Source organism: Dubosiella muris (assembly GCF_004793885.1).
Taxonomy (GTDB): domain Bacteria; phylum Bacillota_I; class Bacilli_A; order Erysipelotrichales; family Erysipelotrichaceae; genus Dubosiella; species Dubosiella muris.
The window spans coordinates 66,458-91,460 of sequence record NZ_SRYG01000001.1; the positions used below are offsets into that span (position 1 = coordinate 66,458).

27 protein-coding genes are annotated in these 25,003 nt (G+C 49.3%); 7 read left to right on the forward strand and 20 right to left on the reverse strand.

Annotated elements, in window-relative coordinates:
* Positions 1–11 precede the first annotated feature (11 nt).
* Both E5336_RS00325 and E5336_RS00330 read right to left on the reverse strand, forming a co-directional pair.
* Positions 12–1,067, reverse strand: a complete 1,056-nt coding sequence (locus E5336_RS00325) for a glycosyltransferase family 4 protein (RefSeq protein WP_277820709.1) — start codon at positions 1,065–1,067, stop codon at positions 12–14.
* A 308-nt stretch (positions 1,068–1,375) separates the two neighbouring features.
* A complete protein-coding gene (locus tag E5336_RS00330; RefSeq protein WP_135979101.1) occupies positions 1,376–2,296 on the reverse strand; it encodes a helix-turn-helix domain-containing protein in 921 nt (306 codons plus the stop codon).
* Here E5336_RS00330 and E5336_RS00335 point away from each other — a divergent pair.
* Genes E5336_RS00335 through E5336_RS00350 form a run of 5 tightly spaced genes read left to right on the forward strand, consistent with a single transcriptional unit; the run spans position 2,265 to position 7,841 of the window.
* Positions 2,265–4,952 carry a glycoside hydrolase family 31 protein gene (locus E5336_RS00335; RefSeq protein ID WP_277820710.1) on the forward strand — a complete coding sequence of 896 codons (2,688 nt, stop codon included), beginning with the start codon at positions 2,265–2,267 and terminating at the stop codon, positions 4,950–4,952. The two genes, E5336_RS00330 and E5336_RS00335, sit on opposite strands and share 32 nt — an antisense overlap.
* Positions 4,953–4,971: 19 nt before the next feature.
* Positions 4,972–6,006, forward strand: a complete 1,035-nt coding sequence (locus tag E5336_RS00340; RefSeq protein ID WP_135979102.1) for a TRAP transporter substrate-binding protein — start codon at positions 4,972–4,974, stop codon at positions 6,004–6,006.
* Between the two features lie 4 nt (positions 6,007–6,010).
* Entirely contained in the window at positions 6,011–6,523 is a 513-nt protein-coding gene (locus E5336_RS00345) for a TRAP transporter small permease (protein ID WP_135979103.1), read from the forward strand.
* Complete coding sequence (locus tag E5336_RS12510) at positions 6,520–6,855, forward strand: TRAP transporter large permease subunit (RefSeq protein WP_277820711.1); 336 nt, start codon at positions 6,520–6,522, stop codon at positions 6,853–6,855. Before E5336_RS00345 ends, E5336_RS12510 begins: the two co-directional genes overlap by 4 nt.
* A 5-nt stretch (positions 6,856–6,860) precedes the next feature.
* A complete protein-coding gene (locus E5336_RS00350; RefSeq protein ID WP_277820712.1) occupies positions 6,861–7,841 on the forward strand; it encodes a TRAP transporter large permease in 981 nt (326 codons plus the stop codon).
* 231 nt (positions 7,842–8,072) lie between these two features.
* Here the strand turns inward: E5336_RS00350 and E5336_RS00355 are convergent, their stop codons facing one another.
* The 14 genes from E5336_RS00355 to E5336_RS00420 all read right to left on the reverse strand — a co-directional run bounded on the left by E5336_RS00355 (position 8,073) and on the right by E5336_RS00420 (position 19,181).
* On the reverse strand, positions 8,073–8,393 hold the full coding sequence (locus E5336_RS00355) for a hypothetical protein (RefSeq protein ID WP_135979104.1): 321 nt from the start codon (positions 8,391–8,393) through the stop codon (positions 8,073–8,075).
* A 67-nt stretch (positions 8,394–8,460) separates the two neighbouring features.
* Complete coding sequence (locus E5336_RS00360) at positions 8,461–9,276, reverse strand: PTS system mannose/fructose/sorbose family transporter subunit IID (RefSeq protein WP_135979105.1); 816 nt, start codon at positions 9,274–9,276, stop codon at positions 8,461–8,463.
* Positions 9,277–9,278: 2 nt separating this feature from the next.
* Positions 9,279–10,118: a PTS sugar transporter subunit IIC gene (locus E5336_RS00365; protein WP_135979106.1), complete on the reverse strand. Its 840-nt coding sequence runs from the start codon at positions 10,116–10,118 to the stop codon at positions 9,279–9,281.
* A 61-nt stretch (positions 10,119–10,179) separates the two neighbouring features.
* Positions 10,180–10,671, reverse strand: coding sequence for a PTS sugar transporter subunit IIB (locus tag E5336_RS00370; RefSeq protein WP_135979107.1), 492 nt, complete (start codon positions 10,669–10,671; stop codon positions 10,180–10,182).
* A 63-nt stretch (positions 10,672–10,734) separates the two neighbouring features.
* Positions 10,735–11,166, reverse strand: a complete 432-nt coding sequence (locus E5336_RS00375; RefSeq protein ID WP_135979108.1) for a PTS sugar transporter subunit IIA — start codon at positions 11,164–11,166, stop codon at positions 10,735–10,737.
* Between the two features lie 395 nt (positions 11,167–11,561).
* On the reverse strand, positions 11,562–12,170 hold the full coding sequence (locus E5336_RS00380; protein ID WP_277820713.1) for a metallophosphoesterase family protein: 609 nt from the start codon (positions 12,168–12,170) through the stop codon (positions 11,562–11,564).
* Complete coding sequence (locus E5336_RS00385) at positions 12,163–14,070, reverse strand: BMP family ABC transporter substrate-binding protein (RefSeq protein WP_168353480.1); 1,908 nt, start codon at positions 14,068–14,070, stop codon at positions 12,163–12,165. Before E5336_RS00385 ends, E5336_RS00380 begins: the two co-directional genes overlap by 8 nt.
* A gap of 101 nt (positions 14,071–14,171) precedes the next feature.
* The gene (locus tag E5336_RS00390) at positions 14,172–14,504 is read right to left on the reverse strand and encodes a hypothetical protein (protein ID WP_135979110.1); all 333 of its coding nucleotides are present in this window, start codon (positions 14,502–14,504) and stop codon (positions 14,172–14,174) included.
* Entirely contained in the window at positions 14,497–15,285 is a 789-nt protein-coding gene (locus tag E5336_RS00395) for an HAD-IIB family hydrolase (protein ID WP_135979111.1), read from the reverse strand. Before E5336_RS00395 ends, E5336_RS00390 begins: the two co-directional genes overlap by 8 nt.
* Positions 15,285–15,842 (reverse strand): hypothetical protein, encoded by a 558-nt coding sequence (locus E5336_RS00400; protein ID WP_135979112.1) that lies wholly within the window; start codon positions 15,840–15,842, stop codon positions 15,285–15,287. Before E5336_RS00400 ends, E5336_RS00395 begins: the two co-directional genes overlap by 1 nt.
* A 165-nt stretch (positions 15,843–16,007) precedes the next feature.
* Entirely contained in the window at positions 16,008–16,397 is a 390-nt protein-coding gene (locus E5336_RS00405; protein ID WP_135979113.1) for a DUF956 family protein, read from the reverse strand.
* A gap of 39 nt (positions 16,398–16,436) precedes the next feature.
* Positions 16,437–17,348, reverse strand: a complete 912-nt coding sequence (locus tag E5336_RS00410) for a PTS system mannose/fructose/sorbose family transporter subunit IID (protein WP_135979114.1) — start codon at positions 17,346–17,348, stop codon at positions 16,437–16,439.
* Between the two features lie 12 nt (positions 17,349–17,360).
* The gene (locus tag E5336_RS00415; protein WP_135979115.1) at positions 17,361–18,167 is read right to left on the reverse strand and encodes a PTS mannose/fructose/sorbose transporter subunit IIC; all 807 of its coding nucleotides are present in this window, start codon (positions 18,165–18,167) and stop codon (positions 17,361–17,363) included.
* 18 nt (positions 18,168–18,185) lie between these two features.
* Positions 18,186–19,181 carry a PTS sugar transporter subunit IIB gene (locus tag E5336_RS00420; protein ID WP_135979116.1) on the reverse strand — a complete coding sequence of 332 codons (996 nt, stop codon included), beginning with the start codon at positions 19,179–19,181 and terminating at the stop codon, positions 18,186–18,188.
* 352 nt (positions 19,182–19,533) lie between these two features.
* Here E5336_RS00420 and E5336_RS00430 point away from each other — a divergent pair, with 352 nt between their 5' ends.
* Positions 19,534–20,004, forward strand: a complete 471-nt coding sequence (locus E5336_RS00430) for a PaaI family thioesterase (RefSeq protein ID WP_277820714.1) — start codon at positions 19,534–19,536, stop codon at positions 20,002–20,004.
* A 51-nt stretch (positions 20,005–20,055) separates the two neighbouring features.
* Positions 20,056–20,925, forward strand: a complete 870-nt coding sequence (locus E5336_RS00435) for a YihY/virulence factor BrkB family protein (protein ID WP_135979118.1) — start codon at positions 20,056–20,058, stop codon at positions 20,923–20,925.
* Here the strand turns inward: E5336_RS00435 and E5336_RS00440 are convergent.
* The 4 genes from E5336_RS00440 to E5336_RS00455 all read right to left on the reverse strand — a co-directional run bounded on the left by E5336_RS00440 (position 20,919) and on the right by E5336_RS00455 (position 24,967).
* Complete coding sequence (locus tag E5336_RS00440; protein WP_135979119.1) at positions 20,919–21,842, reverse strand: diacylglycerol/lipid kinase family protein; 924 nt, start codon at positions 21,840–21,842, stop codon at positions 20,919–20,921. The genes E5336_RS00435 and E5336_RS00440 overlap by 7 nt on opposite strands.
* A 72-nt stretch (positions 21,843–21,914) precedes the next feature.
* Positions 21,915–22,280 (reverse strand): DUF1667 domain-containing protein, encoded by a 366-nt coding sequence (locus E5336_RS00445; RefSeq protein ID WP_135979120.1) that lies wholly within the window; start codon positions 22,278–22,280, stop codon positions 21,915–21,917.
* Position 22,281: 1 nt separating this feature from the next.
* Complete coding sequence (locus E5336_RS00450) at positions 22,282–23,541, reverse strand: NAD(P)/FAD-dependent oxidoreductase (RefSeq protein WP_135979121.1); 1,260 nt, start codon at positions 23,539–23,541, stop codon at positions 22,282–22,284.
* Positions 23,531–24,967: an NAD(P)/FAD-dependent oxidoreductase gene (locus tag E5336_RS00455; RefSeq protein WP_135979122.1), complete on the reverse strand. Its 1,437-nt coding sequence runs from the start codon at positions 24,965–24,967 to the stop codon at positions 23,531–23,533. The genes E5336_RS00450 and E5336_RS00455 overlap by 11 nt, the downstream gene beginning before the upstream one ends.
* Between the last annotated feature and the right edge of the window lie 36 nt (positions 24,968–25,003).

Here is a 25,003-nt window from a genome sequence, read left to right on the forward strand (position 1 = left end):
TCTATTTTCTTTTAAGTGCGCAGCTCTTTTTGTTTTTGGGCGTAAGCGTCCAAATAAAATTCCTTCCACATTTTCGCGACGTGCTCTTTGGAATAATAGTTGCTGATGAGGGCGCTCTCCTGCTCGTATTGAGCGTATAGCGCGCGATCCGCTTTGAGCGCTTCCAGCTTTTCTACAAACCCGTCGTTGTCGCTGGCGGCTAAATAATGCCCAAACAAAATATCCCGGTATAAGTCAAGATCCCGCAGCACGAGCGGAATATGCAAGTTGACGGCCTCTAAAATCGTCATCGGGAACAATTCGTTGTAGCTTGGCACGAACAGAACGTCCGCCATATTGTACACGTTGACCATTTCATTTCGTTCCACGATTCCGATAAAATGCACGTTCGCCGGCGGATTTTCCATTACTTTTTTTAATTCCTCATACCCGTCGGTAATGATGCCGAACGAAAAACCACCCGCCCATACAAATTCCATATCGGGACAGCGTTTGGCGACTTCGCAAAAATCCAGAACCCCTTTGCGGGTTTGTACCTGTCCGGCGCCTACGACGACAAACGCGTCTTCGGCGATTCCGTATTTTTTTCGTTCCGCCTTTCTGGCTTCCAGCCCAAGCGGATGAAACGTGTCTTTGGACACATAGTTCGGAATATAGTAAATCTTTTCCTCCGGGATGCCGTAGCGAACCAGATCGGGAATAAAGCTCGGGTTGACGACAACCAGACGATCCGCCAGTTTGTAAAAATTAATAATATAATGGGATGTGATTGGCTGCAAACCAGAAGGGATATTCAAACTGCCGTCGATTACCGTATCCGGCAGAAAATGACAATACGCGACTTTTACCGTTTTTTTATCCAGCATTGGAATCATGAACGCCGGATCAATCGTGTGAAAATGTTTGATGTCGGCTTTTTTGAACCAGTCGTTGATTGAGATCGTAAACAAATCGCTCGCTTCCTGGCGAAGCAGGTCCACCTGCTCCCGATAAGCCGAGCCGACCCCTTGCCCATCCACTTTATCGGCACTTGAATACATTGTGATCCGAAGTTTGTTTTGAATCATACGCCACCTCTGCTTCTTTCTATCTGTCATTATATCAGATTCTATAGTTAAAAAAACCTTACATGATTGAGTCATCCAATCAAACGCAAAAAAAAGAAAAAAGGCTCCCAACGGATCCTTTTTCCAAGAAAGTTTTAAGAAAGGGAATTTGATTATGAAGTGAGCCTTATCTTTGGCTCGTCTATACTATATCGAAATCATCCCTCTACATTGTGTTTCAATTATGTGAAAATATGTTCTTTTGCGTTACTCAAGTAAGATTTTTAATAAATTTTACCCAAGTAAACTCAATAAAAATCAAATAATCTTCACATCGTCGACTGCCTCTCCCTTCCGTTTCGAATCTGCTTTCTGTAATCGGATGGTGTGATTCCATACAGCTTTCGAAAGCATTTCACAAAGCTTGAATAATCAGGAAAGCCGCTGGCATTGCAGGCTTCCAGTATCGTTTGTCCTTCGCCAAGCCCTCCTCGGAAGTGCTGCATTCGCAATTCCGTCAAATACTCATGAATGCTTTGGAGCGTATAGGCTTTAAACACTCTCGATAAATGCTCTCGACTTGTAAAGCAATCGGATGCGATTTTAGAAATCGTTAAAGTCGGATCGGTATAGCGCGCTTGTAAGATGGCGGTTGCCTGCGCGACGAGCTGGCTGCTTTCCGAAGCTTTTCCAATTCCGTTGACACTTACCGCCTGGTCAAGCAATACGACAAGCTCCATTAAATGACAATACAAAACGATTTGCTCTCCATCGTTCTTGATTTTTTTGGAAAGTCCCATCCGCTCAAACAGCTCTTTCACCTTCCAATCCATAACAGCCGATTCTTGTAAAATCAAAATCTCATTTTGCCAGGAGGCCGTTTGCAAATCACAAAGCTTGGATGCGATTTTCCAGCTTTCCTGATCAACTTGAAGAACCAGTCGTTCCGAATAATCCATCATAACGTTAAATTTTGCTGAATGATAAATCTCTTCGGGAAGCATAATCATTTGACCGACACCTAAATTAAATACCGCGCCGCCCACACTATAACGCACACTGCTTCCAGAAAGGGGAATAATCAATTCCCGGTATGGATGAGAATGCACGACAGCGCAAGAATTTTCCTGATTTCGATACTTTATTATTTTAACTTTATCGCCATATAAATCAACCCGCGCATGTTGCGATGTAAGAATAGAATCTTTGATAAGAGGTATGCGGTTTGCTTCTTTCTTTGAAAAAGTCATAGAAATCCCCCTTTCACCGCATCAGCATATCACATATCACCATTTTTTTGCCACAAATCACGAAGATATAAAAAACGCGGAATCATACAATAAGTTCGCATACGAAAGCGCATACAGAAAGGAATTCACTATGAAAATATGCCAAGAAGTCAAACAAGTTTATTATAACGATCCTTATTTTTCCATTCAAACCAACGGAGCGGAACTCCGTCTTTGGTTTCTAACCGATGATATTTTGCGAATTCGCGCCGGATTCGACCAAACATGGGACGAGGCCTCCTACTCTTTAGTCATGACCGCCTGGGATTCCAGAACGGATTCTCTTTTTGCCGGATGTCGAAAGAGAATAAATGTTGCTCCGGCTGCTTTAACCGATGGTCCTGAAATCGCGACGATTCAGGGAAACCGCTTAAAAGTTTTTATCCATAAAAATCCATTTATAATCGAGGTTCGCGATCAAGATGGCCAACTGATTCATAAAGATATTCCGGATCTGGCCTATCGAATGGACGCAAACGGACGACGCTTGCATTCCTCTCAAATTGAGGAAACGGATTCATTTTATGGTTTCGGAGAAAAAACCGGTTCTCTGAATAAAGCGGAAAAATTCATGTCGATGGCACCCGGCGACGCCATGGGATACAACCCGAAAGAAACCGACTCATTGTATAAGCATATTCCTTTTTATATTCGCTTAAACAAGTGCAACGGACAAGCCGTTGGCTATTTTTACCACAACACGGCCGAGTGTGATTTCAATATGGGACGGGAAAAGCGGAATTACTGGCATCGGTACTCCACCTACAGAACCGACGCTGGCGATATTGATTTATTCCTCATTGCCGGTCCTAAAATCACTGATATTCTTGAGCGTTATACCGATTTGACCGGTAAATCCGCCATGCTTCCAAAAGCGGCGCTCGGCTATTTAGGAAGTTCCATGTACTATCCTGAACTGGAGGAAAACTGTGACGATGCCATCCTCGATTTCATCGACACCACTAAAGAGGAAAATATTCCAGTGGATGGATTTCAACTTTCTTCAGGCTATTGCGCAATTCCTACAAAAGAGGGGGTAAAACGATGCTCGTTTACATGGAATTTCCAACGTTTCAAGGATCCTAAACAGTGGTTCCATCAAATGCAGCAGCGCGGCGTCCTCGTTTCTCCAAATATTAAGCCAGGGATGCTGCTAGTCCACCCTTTGCTTGAGGAAATGAAGAAAAAAGGCATGTTTATTGAAGCGTCGAAAGACAACCCCGGAATGGATCATTGCGCCATCGGCACTTGGTGGGGCGGTCCCGGTTTGTTTGTCGATTTCACCCATCCTACGACGAGAAAACACTGGAAAGACTATATTAAAGACAACTTATTGCGCTATGGGTGCCGTTCGATTTGGAATGACAACTGCGAATATGACAGTCTTACCGATAAAGACGCCAAAGTATACTTTGAAGGCGCAGGAAACACAATCGGAACAATCAAATCAATCATGAGCAATTTAATGTGCCAGCTTTCAAATGAAGCGATTGTGGAATACGACCCTGACTGCCGTCCGTTTACCGTTTGCCGATCCGGACATGCGGGTATTCAACGGTACGCGCAAGTATGGGCTGGCGACAATTTAACCTGCTGGGACTCTTTACGCTATAACATCGCCACAATTTTAGGAATGGGGTTGTCCGGCGTAGCCAACCACGGATGCGACATTGGCGGATTTTACGGGCCGAGTCCGGAACCGGAGCTCTTTGTGCGTTGGGTTCAAAATGGAATTTTTCAGCCCCGCTTTTCGATTCATTCCGTGAATACGGACAACACGGTGACCGAGCCATGGATGTATAGCCACCAAAAAAAGACGATTCAAGAAGCGATTGCCCTTCGCTATCAGTTAAGCCCGCTTTTATATTCCCTGATGGCAAGAGCGCATGAAACCGGTTTGCCAATTATGCAGTCTACATTCACTTTGTTTCAAGAAGACCCTGCGACTTACGACGAAGACATTGATTTCTTTTTTGGCGATCATCTTCTGGTTGCCAACGTTGTGGAAAAAGGACAAACCACGCGGACTGTTTATTTTCCAAAAGCGAAGAACCCAAAAGAAAATTTTTATGATTTCTATACCCGAAAGATGTATCGGTCCGGAAATCAATACGATATAGAAGTAACGCTTGATTCCATTCCGTTGTTTGTTCGAAGCGGAGCCATTATCCCTATGAGCGAAAATCGTCTGCATAATTTAATGAAGGAAAAAACGACTTCTTTGCATCTTCTCTTGGCGCCTGACGTAGACTCCCAGTTTACGCTTTACGAAGACGATGGGCAGTCCAACGAATATCTTTTAGGAAACTATTTGAAGACGACGATTCATGTACAGGCGGCTGAAAAAACACGCATTTTGTTTCATCACGAAGGAAATTATCCAACGGATGTTGAACAAATCCTGCTGGATGTGATTCACCATGAACAGGCACCGTTTTACATTCAGCTTGATCAGGAAACGCTTCCTCATTTTCTTCACCGCAAAAAATTTGAAGAAGCGTCTACCGGTTGGTATTATAGCCAATCATTAAAATCGGTTTTGATTAAATACAACAATCCAAAAGCGGATCACGAGGTGCTCATTTCGTTCGAAAAATTCGACATGATCGGCATGTAATAAAAAGAAGGAAATACTTATGAAAAAAAGAAAATTTTTAAATACACTTGTCTGCCTTGGGCTTTCAACGACTATGCTCTGTGGATGCGGAACTTCTTCCGTATCCGAAAGCAGTCAGGCAACGCCGGAAAATCCAATGATTCTCTCTTTAGCGCACGGACTTTCCGAGTCCCACACCGTCCATATCGCTATGACCGAATTCGCTGAAGAGGTAAAGGAAAAAACCGATGGCCGCATCGAAATAAAAATATATCCTAATGGCCAGCTTGGCTCTGAAAACGAAAATATGGAACAACTGCAAGCCGGTGTTTTATCTATGACGAAGGTTTCTGCGCCTGGTTTGGCGACCTATACGGAAGCTTACAATGTGTTTGGTCTTCCGTATATCTTCACGGATACAGTCGATTTCTACGATGTAATGGATTCCCAAGGCATGCAGGATTTCTTTTTATCGACAGGCAAAGATGGATATGTCACATTAACATACTATACTTCTGGTGCTCGCTCTTTTTATACGAAAGGCAAACCGATTCGCACACCAGACGATTTAAAAGGATTGAAAATCCGCGTGCAGGACATGAAATCACAAACCGATATGTTGTCCTATCTTGGCGGCACGCCAGTCGCAATGTCGTATGGAGAAGTCTACACCGCATTGCAGACCGGAATCATTGATGGAACGGAAAACAATGAAACCGCTTTAAGCACAGGAAAGCATGGTGAGATTTGTAAATTCTTTTCTGTAGATGAACACGCGATGATTCCGGATGTCATGATCATGTCTGAGAAAGTATGGTCACGCATCAGCAAACAGGATCAGGAAATCATCTTGGAAGCCGCGCGCCATTCTACGAACAGCCACAAGACGCTTTGGAATGACGCCATTGAGCAGGCAGTTCACGAAGCCGAATCCATGGGGGTTGAATTTATTTATGATGTGGATAAAGACGCGTTTCGAAAAGCAACGGAGCCAATGATCGAATCGTACACGGAACAATATCCGGATGTGAAAACGCTGCTGGATGTAATTGAAACCGCAAGAAAGGAAAAATAAATTTATGCAGGGAAAACTCGGAAAAATAAAATATGGAATGGATAAATTCCTGAGCTTCTTTTGTACGGTATTGCTGTCGTTTATGACTATACTCGTTTTAATACAAGTATTTTCACGCTATTTGTTTAACAACCCTGTCGCTTTCACTGAAGAACTCGTGCGTTACTCTTTAATTTGGACTGGATTTATTGGAGCGGCCTACGCTTTCAGCACCCGGGAACATATGGCATTAGGCCTTTTTAAAGATAAGTTAAAAAAGAAGCCTCGAAAGATTTTACTGACCGCTATAGATCTTCTTATTTTATTGCTTGCCATCTTTGTTATCACGATTGGTGGATTTAAGCTAGCTCTTTCCGCAAGTCGGGAATTTTCCGCCCTGCTTGGAGTCCCAAGAAGTCTTGTTTATGGAATCGCGCCGGTTTCTGGATTGTTTATTATTTTTGCGCAACTCATTAATATTTACGAAGATATTACAGGAAAAAAGATTCAATATGAAAAGGAGGAATCGAACGTATGAGTATTGCATTCATTACAATTTTGCTTTTCGCGGTATTTGGGATTTTACTCTTGGCAGGCGTTCCTATCTCCATTAGCATTTTAATATCCTCTATTGTAACCGCCCTCTCTTCTTTATCTTGGGATCAAGTTACTTTTATTACAATGCAGAAAATGTGTGCAGGCGTTGAGTCCTTTTCTCTACTCGCTGTTCCTCTATTTATTTTGGCGGGAAACATTATGAACAATGGGGGCATCGCGCGCCGCCTTGTTCATTTCGCCCAGCTTTTTGTTGGAAAAATTCCCGGTTCTATGGCCCAAGCCAATATTTTAGGAACCAAGCCAATATTTTAGGAAATATGCTGTTTGGAGCTCTTTCCGGGTCTTCTGTCGCTGCGGCATCCGCCATGGGTGGCTGCATTGCGCCGATTGAAAAGGAAAACGGGTACGATCCGGCCTATTCAGCGGCTGCGAATATCGCATCTGCGCCAACCGGACTTCTTATTCCGCCAACTTCGGCCTTCATCGTTTATTCAACGGTTGCCGGCGGTGTATCTATTTCTACATTGTTTATGGCAGGTTATATTCCGGGAATTTTAATGGGTGCCTGCTGTATGGCTATCGCCTTTATTCTCGCGAAAAAAGCCGGAATGAAAGCGGATTCCGCAGCGCACACACAGCATGTCCTACGAATTGTCTGGGAAGCTCTTCCTTCTCTTGCGTTGATCGTTATTGTGATTGGAGGAATTGTTGGTGGCGCATTTACCGCCACAGAAGGGGCTGGCGTAGCGGTTTTATATTGTCTGATCTTGTCTTTAATCTACAAGACAATCACATGGAAAAGCTTCATAGAAATTTTAAGCCGCTCTGCGAAAACATCCGGTATCATTTTGTTCCTTATTTCCGCATCCAGCGCCATGTCATTCGTTATGGCCTATGCTGGAATTCCTGAAGCGATATCAGATGGCTTGCTCTCGCTTACAGAGAACCGATTTATCATTTTCTTACTGATGAATATTATATTACTGATTGTCGGGATGTTTATGGACATTACGCCAGCCATCCTCATTTTTACACCAATCTTTTTACCGATCGCGATTTCGTTTGGAATGAGTGAAATCCAATTTGGAGTAATGCTTATTTTCAATATGTGTCTTGGAAACATTACACCGCCAGTCGGATCCGTCTTATTTGTAGGTTGTGGAATTGGCGATGTAACGATTGAAAAGGTAACCCCGAAATTGATTCCTTACTTTATCGTCTTAATTCTCGCTCTTCTGGCCGTAACGTTTATTCCAGCGCTTTCTCTCGGTCTGCCTAAGCTTCTTGGCTTAATATAAAATACGAACAAAAAGGATGAAACCTCGGATTAACCATCTGATGCTTCATCCTTTTTAGATCTTTGTTCTTTCAGAAAAAAAGGCCCTCCAGCGAGAGCCTTTTTTTCAAGAAAGTTTTAAGAAAGGGAATTTGATTATGAAATGAGCCTTTTGCTTCAGCTCACTTGCAGTATACACCCTTCTTGCGATCGCTTTGCGGAACGACCATGTGAAATTATGTAAATACTGATATCACGACCGGCCTTGATAGCGGTCGATCTTTTTGAGCAAATTCTTTTTCCCGTTATGACGCGCCGTTACGCTAAAGACGACCATCACACCCGAAAGCACAGAACCAATCACGCCGATCCATCGAATCACTGTGCGCGTGGCCGGCGAAATATTCGGCAGGAACGCGTCGTTCATTCCCGTAAACCCCCAGACGCACAACAACAGGAACACGGCCAGCGCCACGATGCTGTTGCGCACGACATGGCCAACTCGTTTCAGCATATCGTTTTCCTGCGCAATCGCGTTTGCCAGCGCCTCCCGTTCTCGTTTGGATAGTTTCATACCAAATCCCCTTTCTAGATAAGAAAAGAAGTGAAGACAACTGCCTTCACTTCAAGCAGACAATAAATTATCCTAAAATTCCAGCAACCGATCCTACGAAAGCGATCAAAGCCATCAAAAGGAGCACCTTGATTGGCGACATACCTTTTTTAGCCTGCAACCACCAGCAGAATACGACAAACAGCATTGTAAGGATTTTCGGGAACGCGCCATCGAGGTTCGCTTGCAGCATAACCGGTTCGCCTTCCGAGTTCGTCGCGATCTGGAGCGGCGTTGTGATGTTGACCCAAGAAGCCGCCATCGCACCAACGATAACCTGACCCATAACGATTACGGATTCACGGAACGCAGTCGCTTTTTCACCAACCAGAAGCTCAACGGCCGAACCACCAAGCGAGTATCCTTTGTCGAATACGAATTTCTGGAACAAAGTCGAAGTGACATTCCATACAATGATATAGAAGATAGGACCAAGAACCGATCCGCCTTCAGCCAAACCAACCGCGATACCCAGCAAAATAGGAATGTATGTACCAACGATCAGCGAGTCACCGATACCAGCGAGAGGACCCATCAAACCGGCACGAATACCGTTGATCATTTCATCGTCGATACCTTCGGCGCCATTCGCACGAGCTTCTTCAAGACCAGCCGTAACGCCGACAACGATACAACCGATCTGTGGCTCTGTATTAAAGAACGCGTAGTACGTTTCCAGTTTTTGCGACTGTTCGTCATGCGTGTCGTACAATTCCTTCAAAATAGGAATCATCGCCCACATGTAGCCAAATGTCTGCATGTGCTCGTGAGAGAAGCACGTCAGGTTTCCATACCACCAGCGCCAGAAGGATGAATTTAATGTTTTCTTAGAAATTTTTTTCATAATTAAATATCCTCCTCTTCTTCAATCATGACAGCCGCGCCGCCTTTGCTGGCTTCGATTTTGATCATCGTCATCTGGTAGTTGATCAGCGCGAATACGCCACCGACAACTGTCGCAGCCAACAGTGTCAAATGCATTGCTGCCGCCAAAACGAAACCAAGCAGGAAGAATAACAAATCGCTTGTTTTGTTGACAACGGATTTCAACAAGATCGCGATACCTACCGCAGGAAGAACGGAACCAACGCAAAGCAGGGCTTTGACGTACCATACCGAAACATCCAGTGATTTAAATACGGATTCAACCGCGCCGGAACCAAAGTAGCAAAGCAATGTAACCGGCAGGAAAGACAAGCAGAAGTGAGAGATTAAAGGGAACAACGTGTCGACTTTACCAACGATTTCGAAGTCGCCTTTATCCAGTCTTGCCCAACCAATGTGCTGCCAGATGAGGTTCATCATGGCCGTACCATAGAACAACGTGATACCAATCGTACCTGTCATCGCAGAAATCGAACTTGCTAGCTGGAATGCCTCGTCGCTTGCAGGGTCGATACCAGCAGCTTTGACACCTACATACGCCAGCGGAATACCGATATAAGAAACGGCACGCAAGTCGGAAGCAACAGTACCGCCTGGTGTAACCAGAGCGATCCACATCACCTGCATCGGAATACCGATCAAGATACATCCGGAAACATCCCCAAGAATGATTCCGACGATCATCGAGGCAACGAGTGGTCGGTTCAACGTATAGTTACCAACCGTCGTACCAAGACAAGCGATTGTGGAGGCAGCAGTACAAGATACCAAACCGATTAAAATAGCTTGAAATAAACTCATAAAACTCTTCTCCTTTTTTCAACTCTTGTTTTTATCTGAACACGGTTCTAAGCTCTCACCCTTAGTAACCGAATTTAGATCTGAATTTAGGCCATTCGCCAATCGAAGTTTCCTTCAACAACGCGAATTCAACCGTGTAGCCCGCGTTCGTGATGGCTTCCAGCGCATCCGCTTCCTCTTGCGTGATACTCTGGTTCTGTCCCAGTTTCGTCGCTCCCGGACGATCGTTGCAAGGACCGATAATCAAACGTTTCACATCGCTAGGCACAAATCCCATATCCACGAGAATCTCTTTCATGTCCACTGGATTTTTCGTAATCAGGAAGTAGCGTTTTGGAGAGTTCAGCACTTTCTCCTGTACTTCCTTGAAGTGGTCTTTCGTCCAGACGAACACTTTTTTATCCGTACTTGCCTTAAACGACTGCGCAAGCACCGGCGTCGTTGCCGCTTTGTCGTTAACGGCAATGATTCCATCGCAAGGATATTCCTTGGACCAACGAGTAATGATCTGACCGTGAATGATTCGGTCGTCAACACGCATAAAACTAATCATTTTTCTGTCCTCCTATAATGTTTTGTCTGTGTGTTTATTCAACGCTATGCGTCAAAATCGTTTTTAGAGGTCGTCCTCGTCGTCGTTTCCCTTTACGACAAACTCGGTCAAACCAGCTTTTCCTTCGCTAAGCAGCGTGTCTTTCAACAAGCTCAAATCGTCGAAGTTGTCCTTCATCAAAACCGCCGTAATCGCCAGCGGCATGTTCATGCCCGCGATAACCAGCGAATCCTCCAGCATTCCTTTTTCATCCAGAACGCTCAACGCGTTAGTGAATGGCGAACCGCTCAAAATGTCGGCAAGCAAAATCACCTGATCCTCGCCGGCTTTCAAATCTTTCACCAGTTCCCGGAAGTTTTCCGCGAACTCATCCGCGCTCATATCCGCTTTTAAACTGGTGGACAATACGTCATCGCGATCGCCGGTCATCATTTTTACAGCCGAATGAAGTCCCGGAGCAAACTCACCATGGCTAACCATCACAACATATTTCATAATCTGTTCCTCCCATAAAGTTTACTAAGGTCAGTATATAGGTATACCATTTAAGATGCAAGCGTTTTCTGGACATTTTATTGGTTTTTCTCCCATATTTCTCCATATTGTGAATCATTTTTCCAAAATAAAATGTCATAATATTGGTTTTTGAACACTTTTTTCTCCCAAAATTCACATCCCCGTTCAATCCGTTGCCATATATTTTGGTATATCATTTACCACTATATAAAAAGATGCCACATTCAATGTGGAATCTTTCAAGGCATTTTGGACGCGGATTCCCCTATACGACACTTCGCTTTCTTTACAAGCCCCAGTATTCCACAAGATCGCGCCAGTCACTAGTGATATTTGTCATCACTTTCTCTTTCGAACAAAAAAAGACGCCACAATCACTGCGGCATCTTGTAGTCGATCACATATCGTTCAAATCCATTCACGCAAAGGGTGTTTCCAATCCGGCATTCCCGCGCGTGGTCGCCATAGTTCAAATGCACATGCCCATACAAAAACAGTTTGGGCTGGTACTTTTCAATCAACTCGTTAAACACGCGAAATCCTTGATGGGCCCAGTCCTTGCCATCCTGGACGCCAAAAGCCGGCGAGTGCGTCACCAAAATGTCAAACCCCTTGTTTCGGAACAGCGGATACCAAAGCCGGCGCACCCGTTTTGTCATTTCCTTTTGCGTAAACTGCCAGCGGGTCCCGTTGTATTTGTGGCTGCCGCCCAGTCCCAAAATTCGCACGCCTTTGTACGTAAATATTTCATCCTCAATGCAAATGCAGCCTTCCGGAGGCTTTTGATCGTATTTTGCGTCGTGGTTGCCGTGGACATACAAGACCGGACCGCGAAACACCGTCGCGATGAACGTCAAGTAGTCTGCGGGAAGATCGCCGCACGAAATAATCAAGTCGATTCCCTTGAAGGTTTCCGGCCGGTAATATTCCCACAACAGTTTGCAAGGCTCATCGGAAAGGACGAGGATCCGCAGGCTAGTCATGGGACTGCTCCCGCAGCGAGTAAATGCCGTAGCGGCTAATCAGCTTGCGGGCGTCTTTGGAAAACGCGTCCAAATCCGGAATCGTTCCCACCACGTTGTCCAAAAGCCAATCCATGTCCGCGATATCATCAAGCGACATGTTGTGCGCGTCCTCGTTGCGAACCACGCCTTGCTGGTCAATCATTTCCGTCGAAAACAAGTTAAACTCGCCTTCTGCCATATGCTCTTTCATCACCTCCACCAGACGTTTCGTCTGTTTTGGCAACGTATCCGCCAAAACGAGGTCGATCATAAAATTGCTCAGTCCCCACCAGTAGCAAATGGACTCGCTGCCGTGGCGTTCCACTTGCTTAAACGACCCATTCAGCACGCTGGTCAGCAGCTGCTTGTAAAACTCCCCCCAGTAATACTGGCGTTTTGCCAGATGCATATACGATTGCGACTTCACATCGTATAAGCCATACGTCTTCGCCGAGTGGATGAGCGGATTGATTTCCTGGCTCGTAATGTACATCAAGTCCGCGTTTCCCATCTCTTCGCCTTCCAGCATCGCGTGATTTGTCGTCGACCAGTCCAAGTACACCTTCGCCTGCGGATCCACCATCCGGGCCCCGAGCGCGAACGCGTTGATGTTGGAAATCATGCCGTAAAACGGATAGTCGGCGATATAGCCAATCGAGTGGGTGTCCGACAAAATTCCCGCGATCATTCCATTTAAAAACTGCAGTTCATACAACCGGGCGTAGTATGTTCGCAAATGCCCGGTCCGCGTATTTAAAGAACAATTCAAAATCTTGAGTTTCGGGTATTTGGCCGCCATCATGATGCTGCTGCGCAGCATCGTCGGACTCGTCGTGAAAATCACTTCCGCGCCCCAGGCGATCGCTTCCTTGATCCGTTCCAGTTCCTGATCGAGATCATCCGCCTCGAAATACCCTTTCGTTTCGATTTCATACGGCATCAAATCCTGCACATACACCTGGCCGTCGTGATGCATCTTCGTCCAAAACGAGTCTTCTGGCGAACGGGAGTAAATGAACGCCGCCTTCAACGGCTGCCGCCGGCCCAAAAGCCGCCGCTTCAGCTGCTGGTCCAGCGACGCGGTTTCCAGCCTTGTTTCCAGCTTGTTTGGATAGGCGCGCAAGTCGTCCTCGATTTGGCGCAGTTCCCCCAGCAGCTCCGATCCGCTTTTTTCCAAAAAGTTTTCCACATCGTAAATTTCCAAATACAGCAAAAACGCGTCCCCGACATCCAAATGCATGTCCTCCGTCTTTACCTCGTGGAAAGCGCGCTCAAACAAGGCGTATTCGCTTTTGAGCTGCTTTTCCTGTTCGGCATCGAGCTTGTAGTCTTTGGGCAGCCCTAAAAGCTGGGCCAGCCGCGCATAGCCGCCCGCCTCGTTCAAGTGGATAAAATCAATGTTGTGCGTATGGGCGAAATCCAAGTACGCGTAATACTGTTTGGATTTTTCCGACTCGTCCCTTGGAGGCAAGATCCGCGTAATCGAAGCGAGAATCGTTTTCCCTCCTAAATATTTCATGACGGAAACCCGCTTGTTTCCTTCCTCCACATAATATTGATGCATGTATTCGTACACCTGGATGGGATCGCGCAGCCCTTCCTCGATTTGCGCGTCGTACAAACGCATCCATTTGTTCGCGAATTCGCTGTCGGGTTTGAGCAGCGGCAAAAAATCTTTTCCAAACGCGCTGACCCTTCCTTCATTTTTCATTCCGACAATTTGATCAAGCGGAATTTCTTTTTGTCCGACCCGTTCTTGCGCGTAAGGAACGGATGGATCCAGTATTTCATCCAGGACCGGCGGCGTATCGCCTTCCCTGGTTTCTCTTTTCGCAAGTTTTCGCGCTTTTTCATACGCGTCCGCGGCTTCCACTGACATAAAACGCCTCCTTTTGTGTTTTATTGATTCCATTGTACCCGTTTTGAGCTCGTTTCGCCTCCTCCACTGCCCGCGCGCAAAAAAAAAGACACCGAAGTGTCTTAGACGTGAAAATAATGCTGAATGAGTAAAACGAGCACCAGCAAGACGATAGGAATGATCACGAACATGGAATACCCTTTGACAAACTTGACCTCCAAAGCCTTGTATCCAAGATCGTCATAGTAGTATCGTTCGTCACTCGTCTGCCCGACGACGCCTTCCTCGACCAGATTGGCAATCGTGTACGCCAACGTTTTCGTATGGAGCGGCAAATCTTTGAACGCCGCCACCGGCACTGCCGTTTTGTCATCCAGCGCGTTGCGCTTTTTTAACGTTTCAAGAACCATCGAGGCGGCAGTCGCCCGCGGTCCCGCTTTTCTTTTTCTAGACATCGTTTCCCCTTCTTTCCTGCTCCAGCGCTTCTCGGACGCTTTGGATTCGATAAGCCGCCTGCGCCTGAACCGACGAATGCGCGTGCGCCATCACGTACGTCCGCTCCAAGACCCGGAAAAGCGGCACGTCGTTTTCCCCGTCGCCCGCGAACGCGATCGTATGCGGCTCGATGGCGAATCGCTCCATGAGCTGATGGAGCGCGGCCGCCTTGTCGCACCCTTGCTGTGTGATTTCGACATAGTCCACCGACGTTTTCATCACGCTGAGCGGCGCGAACCGCTCTTTTAACCGCGCCAGCACACAATCGGTCTGCCGGATATCCGGCACATACACGCTGATTTTTGGCACCTCGTGTCCGGCTGCCAGCAAATCAAAGACGTCCGTTTCGGAAAAATGCGCCAGATGCGCCTGTTTTTGTTTGGCTATCGGCAAGTCAGCCGCCCGAAAGTAATGCTTTCCGTTTTCCAGCGTCACAAACGCGATCAAATCCCGCTCCTTCGCGAGCGACTTCATCACGGAAGCCGCTTCTATGGACGACAAAACGGAAACCGCCACGGTTTGGCCCTGGCAAAACAACGTGGCCCCGTTGCTGGCGATCAAACAGTCCGGCACGATTCCAAACGCGCCCAGCAAATTTTTGCAATATGTTAAATCCCGTCCGGTCACCAAGCCAAACTGGTGTCCATCCGCCTGCCAGCGACGAATCGCCTCGATATCTCTTTCATCCATTCGACGGTCGTATGTGATCAGCGTCCCGTCCACGTCCGATAAAAAAAGCATTAGTGCTTTCTCCTTTTTTCCTTTCTTTCTTTTTTCTTTACCTTGTACTCGTTGAAACGAACCCGGATTTCCTCCCCGATTCGCTGCGACACTTCGATCACATCACCATTCTGAAACAAGACTTTGATGTTCTTCACGATCCCTTTCCGCTTTTCAAGCGTGACAATCATCCGGTACCGGTAGTATTGGGTGCCGATAAAAAATCCATCTTCGCTGAAAATGATCGTTCGATGCATCCACATTTCCAAAGTCAAGCCGGCGAACACGATCGCGATACACAAATACGCCACCCGATACAACAAGATTTGCGCCATATCGTCCGTAAAATGCTGCGCCAGCAGCGCCATCGCGATACAAGCGACGGTCATGACGACCAGAAGCGCGCACTGCCACTTCCCGTACCGGCATTCCACCGCGTCTTTGTGCGTTTCAAGAAACGCCTTGGAATTTTTTTTATACAGCGAATATTCCTTTCCGCTTTTTACGAGGCTGTACCCTACGTAAAGCACCAGCGCGATCGAGACGATCCACTGCAATGCGTTATTCATTTGAAACATACTGGATTTTCCCTTCTTTTCAAAACATTATACCAAAAACAAGCCGACATGCCACTCCCCATTTGGGAATTTTACAAGGCGCAAAACGCCGATTTCCCTCCTTCCAAAAGCCGAGCGCGCCAAAAGTAAAAAAGGGCGCCGGCCAAAAGCCGTTCACCCTTTTCGTTATTGTTTTTGTATTGTGTTTTTGCGTTTCAATCCACGTTTAATGACTTGGAAAAACGTCAACGATTTCAACATTCGATCCGCGGGAACATAATTTTTTATCGCTTTCAAAACTTTCAACGGTTCTTTCGAAGCGAATGTGTACATTCCGTTGTGCTTCGTGGAAATCGCGAACCGCGGGATCCATTTTCCTTTTCTATAGACAGAAGCGGCGACATAATCCACTTCCTCCCACGGAATTTGAATAAAATCCTTTGGATTGCGGTCATTGTAGTATTCGAACGCTTGGTCGCCAACCATGATCTTTCCATAGGAACCCAGTCCTAGAAAAGACGTCGCCTTCTCGACCAAATCGACTTTTGTATTTTTCGATTGAACACCGACACTCATCGTTCCACCTCGCCATGCTGAATTCGTGCGAATCCGTTTTTACAGTAAGCCAATCACGTGTCCCAAAATACCGATAATGAACAATCCGATGATGATCACGATCGGTGAAACGTTCTTCTTCAACAGCCACATGCAGAACAATGTCAGCAGCAGCGGAACCAGTCCCGGAATCAGCGAGTTCAAGTTGTCCTGAAGTGTGGTGACTTTGAACGGATCCAAAGCCAGACCCTGGCCTTGCTGCGTCAAAGCTTCACGAATGCCATCTACGCCCGGATCAAGCGTTGCCCAGTCGATGAACGCGCCGTCCGAAAGCTGAACCGTCGAAATAACCGGTTTGAAGTTGATCGTTACCCAGCGCTCAACGAGCGAACCGAGGACGAACATACCCAGGATGGAAGCGCCTTTTGTGACTTTCTGAAGCAAACCGCCCGACAAGTCGTCGGTAATCTTCATACCAGCCTGATAGCCGAATTCCTGCGTGTACCACATGAACGCCCAGCGGATAATGTTCCATGCCACGAAGAAGATGATTGGTCCAAGCACGTTGCCGGACATCGCCAGCGAAGCGCCCAGCGCGCCAAGCATTGGACGAACCGTGAACCAGAATACCGGGTCACCGACACCGGCCAAAGGACCCATCATGCCGACTTTCACACCGTTGATCGTCTGGTTGTCGACATCGCTTCCGTTCGCGCGGTCTTCCTCAAGCGCCAGCGTAACACCGATGATCGGGCTCGCCACGTAAGGGTGCGTGTTGAAGAACTCGAGGTGGCGCTTCAAAGCGGCCGCCTGGTCCTCTTTATTTGAATACAGTTTGCGGATCGCCGGGATCATCGAGAAACAGAACCCGCCGTTCTGCATCCGCTCATAGTTCCAGGAACCTTGAAGGAAAGTGGAACGCCATGCCACGGACAACCGATCTTTTTTGGTCAATACGATTTTATCTGCCATGTTTCGTTCCTCCTATTCGTAATCGTTCAAAATGTCGCCCAGCGGATCGCCAGTCGCGCCGGCACCCGATGCCGCCGCAGCCGAACCGCGGTCATACAGCGTCAAGTAAATCAGGGCGAATGCCACGCCGATCGCACCAAGAGCCATCAGCGTCAATTCGGAAATCGCCGCCAAGCAGAAACCGATCGCGAAGAAAGGCCAAACCTCGCGCGTCGCCATCATGTTGATAACCATCGCGTAACCAACCGCAACGACCATACCGCCGCCAATCGACATACCGTCTGTCAGCCAGTCCGGCATCGACTGAAGGAAGTTTTGCACGACTTCAGCCGGAATAACCAGAAGGAACGCAGCCGGAATCGCGATACGAAGACCTTGCATACAAATCGCGATAACCTGCCAAACTTCGATTTTTTTGAAGTCTGCCGTTTCCGCCGCGTGATCCATCACGTGAACGATTGGAACGGCCAGCGTACGGGCAAGCATCGTCAGGAACAAGCCGGCAACAGCCAAAGGGATCGCAACCGCGATCGCCGTGTCGACACCGCCGACACCTTGTCCGCCCAACACGAGAATGATCGCACTGGCAACAGAAGCCAGCGCCGCATCCGGCGCGACCGCCGCACCGATATTCGCCCAGCCAAGGGCAATCATTTGAAGCGTTCCGCCCAGGATGACGCCCGCTTCGAGTTGTCCGCTTACCAACCCGATCAATGTGCACGCAACCAGCGGCTGATGGAACTGGAACTCATCCAGGATACCACCCATACCCGCGAGGAACGCGACGATGATGATCAGGATCATTGTCAGGATATTCATTCAATGTTTCCTCCTATGTTATTTCGTTTTCAATTCTTCTTTTGCTTTCTTCAGCAAGTGGTCAATGTTTTCCGGCGAATCGGAAGGCACTTTGCGGACATCGAAGTCCACGCCGAGCTTACGCAGTTTCTCGATTGTTTCCACGTCTTTCTTATCCATGGCGATCGCTTTATTGACAACGACTTTTCCTTCCGAGTGCGCCATCGAGCCAAGGTTCAGCGTTTTGATATCCACGCCGCCCTCGATCGCGCGCAGCGCGTCTTCCGGCGTTTCGAACAAAATCATCGCTTTCGTATCCCCGAAGCGAGGATCCTGTACGACTTCGCACATTTTCTTAATTGGCACGACATTGGCGATAACCCCCGGAGGCGCCGCCTGTTCGATCATTTTCTTCCGCAGCTTGTCATGGGCAACAGCGTCCGAAACAACGATGATGCGGTTTGGCTGCGTCGTTTTTGTCCAAGTCGTCGCGACTTGTCCGTGAAGCAGACGCGTGTCGATTCGGGCCAAAACAAATTTGATATGTCCGTCTCCCAAAACGGTTCCTTCCGGAATGGCGCCGCCTTTCACGCCCGCTGCCGGGGCAGCGGCCGCCGCTTTTTCCTCTTTCGGTGCCAGGCTTTCCGGCTTGATCATCACGCCGTCTTTTGCCGCCTGCATAACGTGCGTCGCGATTTCCTGCGCGCTTTCCATGCTCATGCGCGCCGCGTACGACTCGATGAGCATAGGCAGGCTCAGCCCGGTTACGATCGCCCAAGTCTTTTCGTGTCCTTCGAACAGTCCATTGGCCTGGTTGAACGGTGTTCCTCCCCAAAGATCAATCAGAAACAATACTTGTTCCGGATCTTCGAAGGATGCGATCGCGTCTTCCATCTTTTTACGAATATCGTCCGGTCCTTCGTGCGGCATCAAGGTGCAGGCAACGACGTTCGGCTGTTCGCCGAAGATCATCGAGCCGGATTGTTTGATCCCGTTCGCGAATTCTCCATGGCTCGCAATAATGATTCCGACCATAATTCTTTCTTCCTCCTGTGTTTCGACCTTTCTGTAACGCGTATTCAGAAAAGCCACTTTTATAAATCAACGTTGTAAAATGAGGAAATCCCTTACATTTCGAGGGGATTATATCATTTACATATTTTTGCGTCAATTCTTTTGACCGGCACACAATTATCAAGAAATGTGTTAGCGCTTTCATTTTTTGTGCCGTTTTTTAGGCTTTCCAAGCTTTTTTTCCGAAAAGCCAAGAAATCAAGCTTGCTTTTTTCCGCGTTCCCCATTTCTTTCTCTGGATTAAAATAAAATATTTTCTTCAAATTTTTTTCGTTTTTCCCCTAATTTCCTTCTTTCGAGTATAATAAAAACTATGAACGACAAAAGAGAAACGATGCGCGAAGACGAAAAAAACGCGCTGATCCAGCGGCTGAACTCCTCCAGCCAGTACTTGCAAAGCAACGACATGAAAGTCGTGGACATCGACCGCGGCTTCGCCCGCGTCGAAATGATCATCGACGAGCACATCCTCAACATCCACGGATTCGTCCACGGCGGCGCCCTGTTCTCGCTCGCCGACACCGTCGCCGGCGCGGCGAGTTTTGCCACCGGCCGCGACAGCGTGACCTTGACAGGCTCCATCAACTACATCAAACCCGGCAAAGGCGGCAAGCTCATTGGCGTCGCCACCGAAATCAGCGCCGGACGCACAACCGGCGTCTACGAAGTGTTCATCTACAACGACGAGCAGGTGCTTCTTTGCCGTGCGACGTTTACGATGTTCTTTCTGGACGGGGAGCGCTACCGCGCCCAAAACAAAAACGACTCTGGCGAAAGCATTTGATTTCCCTTTTCGTCCCCAATCAGAAATCATAAGACCAAGGAGGAAAAAACGATGCTTAAACGAGTCAAAACGCTTCTTCATCGCTACGAGCACACCCTTGTCTTCGCCCTGGCGCGCCGCTACGTCGAAGACGATCTCGGCAGCAAAGCCGCCTCGCTGGCCTACTACTTTTTATTCTCGGTTTTTCCGCTCTTGATTTTGGCCGCCTCGCTGATTGGCGGGCTCCAAATCGAACCCGACGCCCTCGCCAAAGCGTGCGCCGGCTTTTTGCCTGCCAGCATCATTGAAATGATGACGACGTATTTAGCCTACATCAAGCAATCCTACAACACGACGATCCTGATTTTCTCGCTCGTCTTTTCCGTCTACTTTCCTTTCCGCGCCATCAAGGAGCTCATGCAGGACGTGCGCGCCAGCTTCCGCCAGCCGGACCGGACCCGTCCGAAAACCTACATCCTGCGCCAGCTCCTTTGCACCGTGCTCATGCCCGCCACCTTGTTTTTCTCCCTGCTTCTCATCGTGCTGGGACAAAATGTCATCGAGTACTTTTTACACTGGTTCCTGCCCGACACGATCCACTTGTCCCGGTTTCTGCTTTCCTTGTGGCAATACGCGCGCTTTGTTGCCGCCGCGGGGCTCATGGCCCTCTCTCTGGGCGTCCTGTACGCCTTCTCGCTAGATCGCGTCGCGCCCATCCGAACGATCGCGCCCGGCATCGTGTTCGCCATCCTGCTTTGGATCGCGTCGAGCGTCTGCTTCTCGTTTTACGTCGAAAACTACGCCAACTACTCCTTGATTTACGGCACGCTTGGCGCCTTGATCGTCCTGCTGCTCTGGCTGTACCTTACAAGCCTCATCTTGATTTTAGGCAGCGAGCTCAACGCCATCCGGGCGCAAAAAAAAGAGAGCCGAAATCAGTGATCCAAGCTCTCTTCCTCCTCTTGCGCCAGCGCGACCGGGAGCGCTTGCGGCACGACCCGGATCGAAACCGTTTCATGCGTGCCGCCATATTCGCCATCCAGCGTCCACGCGACCGGCTCGCCTTCGAAGCGAAACCACGGCGATTGCACCTGAATGATCAGCGGATTGTCCTCAAACGACTTCTTCGCCATGCTGGCCAAAATCGAATTCAGCTCCGGCAGGCAAGTCGGCCGCCGGATAAACACGCCTTCCAGCCGGCCGTCTTTCCAGTCGAACAACCCCCTCGTAAACGAATCCAGCCCCGCCACGTAGCGGGAATTGGATACCATGCCATAGAGAAAGTCCCCGCTCGCCTCGCCATCCTCCCATTCGATCTTTGTCGTCACGCAGTTGTTTTCCCAGTGCGCGAAATCCACGACATCCATCGCCTGCAGCACATACGCCAGCGTGCCAAGAACACGCTTTTTTTCATGCGGCGTGTCGTAGGCGATCGACGTCGCCAGGCCAAACGCGGCTACATAGGAAAAGTAATCGTCGTTGAATCCGCCAACGTCGATCCATTCGCGGCGTCCGTGGACCGCGATTTGCGCCGCTTGCAGCACGTCTTTTGGCAAACGGTGCGTATTCGCGAAGTCGTTGACCGTGCCCGAGGGGATGTATCCGAGAACGGCGTCCGTTTGCGCCCGGAACCAGCCATTGACACCTTCGTGCAGCATGCCGTCCCCGCCGCAAACGACGATTCGCTCAAACCCGGCGCCCCGCGCGGCGATCCGTTCCATCCCGTCCATGGGAGCCTGGGTCGGGTAAACGATCGTTTCATAGCCTTGCGCGGTAAAATACTCGCACAAATCCGGCAAATGCGCCCGAATGTGTCCGTCGCCGGATTTGGGATTGTACACCAAAAATAACGTCTTCATAGTCTCATTATACTTCTTTTTCTTTCCGTTTAAACCCGCAAGCAAAAAAGGCCCGCCCGGACCTTTTTCCTCTTATTGTGCCGCGACTTCCTTCGTCGCGATGATATCCGCGCCGCTGTTCGCCACGTTGGCTACCAAAACGTCGCCAATATGGATCGGCGCTTTGACACGCACATCGCCCAGGGCGCGCATGACGTCAAAAATCTGTTCTTTGCCAATCGGCTGCGACGTCTTGCAGGACACCATCAGCAAAGCCCCGTCGTCCACCGGCAGCACGCTGGTAACCATGCGGACCGGATGCGTCACTTCGCTGCGCCCATACGCCGCGCCGCGCGGACACGTATTGCCCGTGACCGAAACGACTTCTCCGGTTTCCCCCACTTCGACGCGCAGCGCGCATCCAAGCGGACAGTTGATACACGTGAGTTCCTTGATCATACTACGCCTCCTCGCTTTCCACGACGATTTCCTTCGTTTCCGGCGTGAACCACTCTTTTTTCAGCACGACGGACTCCATTTCCCCCGGCGCCATGATCAGCCGTTTTTTATGCACTTTGCGCTCGCCGTCCACCAGCACGTTGATAAAACCGCCTTTCAGCACCGAGCCAACGCGGAAACGAACGGTTTGCTCGTTGTCCATCCGCGCCGGATCAATCGTGCCCGGCACCGTGTAGCGGACGATGCCACGAACCGTGATCGGAATTTCATGCCCGCTCTTTTCCAGTCCGTGCAGCACGTATTCCGCCGCTTTGGCCCCCGCGGTGGCCGCCTCCTGCGAAACGAAATCGACCAGGTCGTGCACATGCAGCACGTTGCCGCACGCGAACACGCCTTCCACGCTCGTTTCCAGCGATTCGTTGACTTTCGGGCCGTTTGTCACCCGGTTCATCTCGATGCCCGCCTGATTCGACAACTCGTTTTCCGGAATCAGCCCGCAGCTCAGCAGCAGCGTGTCGCACGGATACTCGATTTCCGTTCCCGCGATCGGCTTGCGATCCGGTCCCACCTGCGCGATAGTCACCGATTCGACCCGGTCCTTGCCTTTGATGTCGACAACGGTATGCGACAGCTTCAGCGGAATGCCGTAATCGTCCAGACACTGCACGATGTTTCGCTTCAACCCGCCGGAAAACGGCATCAGCTCCGCCACGACATGGACTTTGGCGCCTTCCAGCGTCATCCGCCGCGCCATGATCAAGCCGATATCGCCCGATCCAAGAATCACGACATCCTTGCCCGGCATAAACCCGTCGATGTTTACGAGCTTTTGCGCCGTTCCCGCCGAGTAAATGCCCGCCGGCCGATACCCCGGAATGTTCAGCGCGCCACGTGGCCGCTCGCGGCATCCCATCGCCAAAACGATCGCGTCCGCCTGTACGGTGCGCAAGCCGTCGTTGTGGTTGATGTACGTCACGTTTTTGTTGTCGTCGATTTCAAGCACCATCGTATCCAGCAAGTACGGGATGTCCAGCGCCTTGGCCTGGTCGATGAAGCGCTGCGCGTATTCCGGTCCTGTCAGCTCTTCCTTGAATGTATGCAATCCAAATCCGTTGTGGATGCATTGATTCAAAATGCCACCCAGACGCTCGTCGCGTTCCAAAATCAAAATGTCGTCCAGACCCGCTTTTTTCGCCGCGATGGCCGCCGCCAGACCGGCAGGCCCGCCGCCGATGACCACCAGTTGTTTCTTATCGTTCATATGTCGCACCTTCTTTGTCTTTTCCCGTGATGATCCGGCTGTTTTGGTTGGCCTTCTGGATCGAGTCAAACGGAATGTTTTCTTCTCTGGCGATGATTTCCATGACTTTCGGAGAGCAGAACCCGCCTTGGCACCGGCCCATGCCGGCCCGGACGCGGCGCTTGACGCCATCCAGGCTGCGCGCCGGGATGGAACGCGAGCATGCGTCCACGATTTCGCCTTCCGTCACGGTTTCGCAACGGCAAATGATCGTGCCATAGCGCGGATCTTGCGCGATGAGCGCGCTCCATGCCTCGCGGTCGAGATCTTTCGGACGGACAAATCCTTTTCGCTCTTCAACGTAGCGCTCGTTTTTGCCCGGCTTCAGCTCGTCGACGATCATTTCCGCCACCATTTCGCCAATCGCCGGCGCCGAAGACAGTCCCGGCGACTCGATGCCCGCCACGTCGATAAAGCCGGGCGCGGTTTCCTCGATGACGAAGTCGCCGTGTTCCGGTGTGGCGCGCAAGCCGGCAAACGAGGTAATCACCTGATAATACGGAATTTCTTTCATCGTGATGGCCGCGCTGTTTCGAATGTGGTCGTAGCCGTCGCTTGTCGTGTTCGTTCCGTCTTTTTCCTCGATATCGGTCGCGGTCGGACCGACCAGGATGTTTCCATGCGTGGTTGGCGCGATCAGGACGCCTTTTCCTAAAACGGTTGGCAGTTGGAACAAGGTGTGTGAGCAAATCGACGCGGCGCCATGGTCAAGGAGAAAATACTCGCCTTTGCGGGCGGTGATTTTCATCGTCTCATCGCTTACGAGGTTGTGCATGTCGTCGGCGAAAACCCCGGCCGCATTGACAACCATTTTGGTTTTGTACTCGCCGTTGACAAGCCAGCCGTCCCCATCCCGCTCGATGGACGTCACCGGCGTGTCAAACACGAATTCGACTCCGTTGTCGGCGGCGTTTTCGGCCATGGCGATATTCATGCCAAACGGGCAGACGATGCCGGCCGTCGGCGCGTACAGCGCGCAAACGATCGAATCGTTAATGGAAGGCTCCATAGCCAGGATTTCCTCTTTTTCCAAAATCCGAAGTCCGGGCACGCCGTTTTTTTGTCCGCGCTCGTACAATTCCTCAATCGTGGCCCGGCCCGCTTCCTCGAAGCACAGCACGAGCGATCCGTTGTTTTCGTATTCAAAATGTAGCGTCTTGGCCAGTTCGGGAATCATTTGGCTGCCGCGCACATTCAGCTTCGCTTTCAGCGTTCCCGGCTTGGCGTCGTAGCCGGCATGCACAATGCCGGAGTTCGCTTTCGATGTGCCTTCGCACACATCTTCCTCTTTTTCCAGCACAATCGTTTTCAGATTGGTTTTGGAAAGTTCGCGGGCAATGGCGCTTCCCGACACGCCCGCGCCTATGATCAACACATCATATTCCATGACTGTTCGTTCCTCTTTTCTTTGTTTAATGTATCT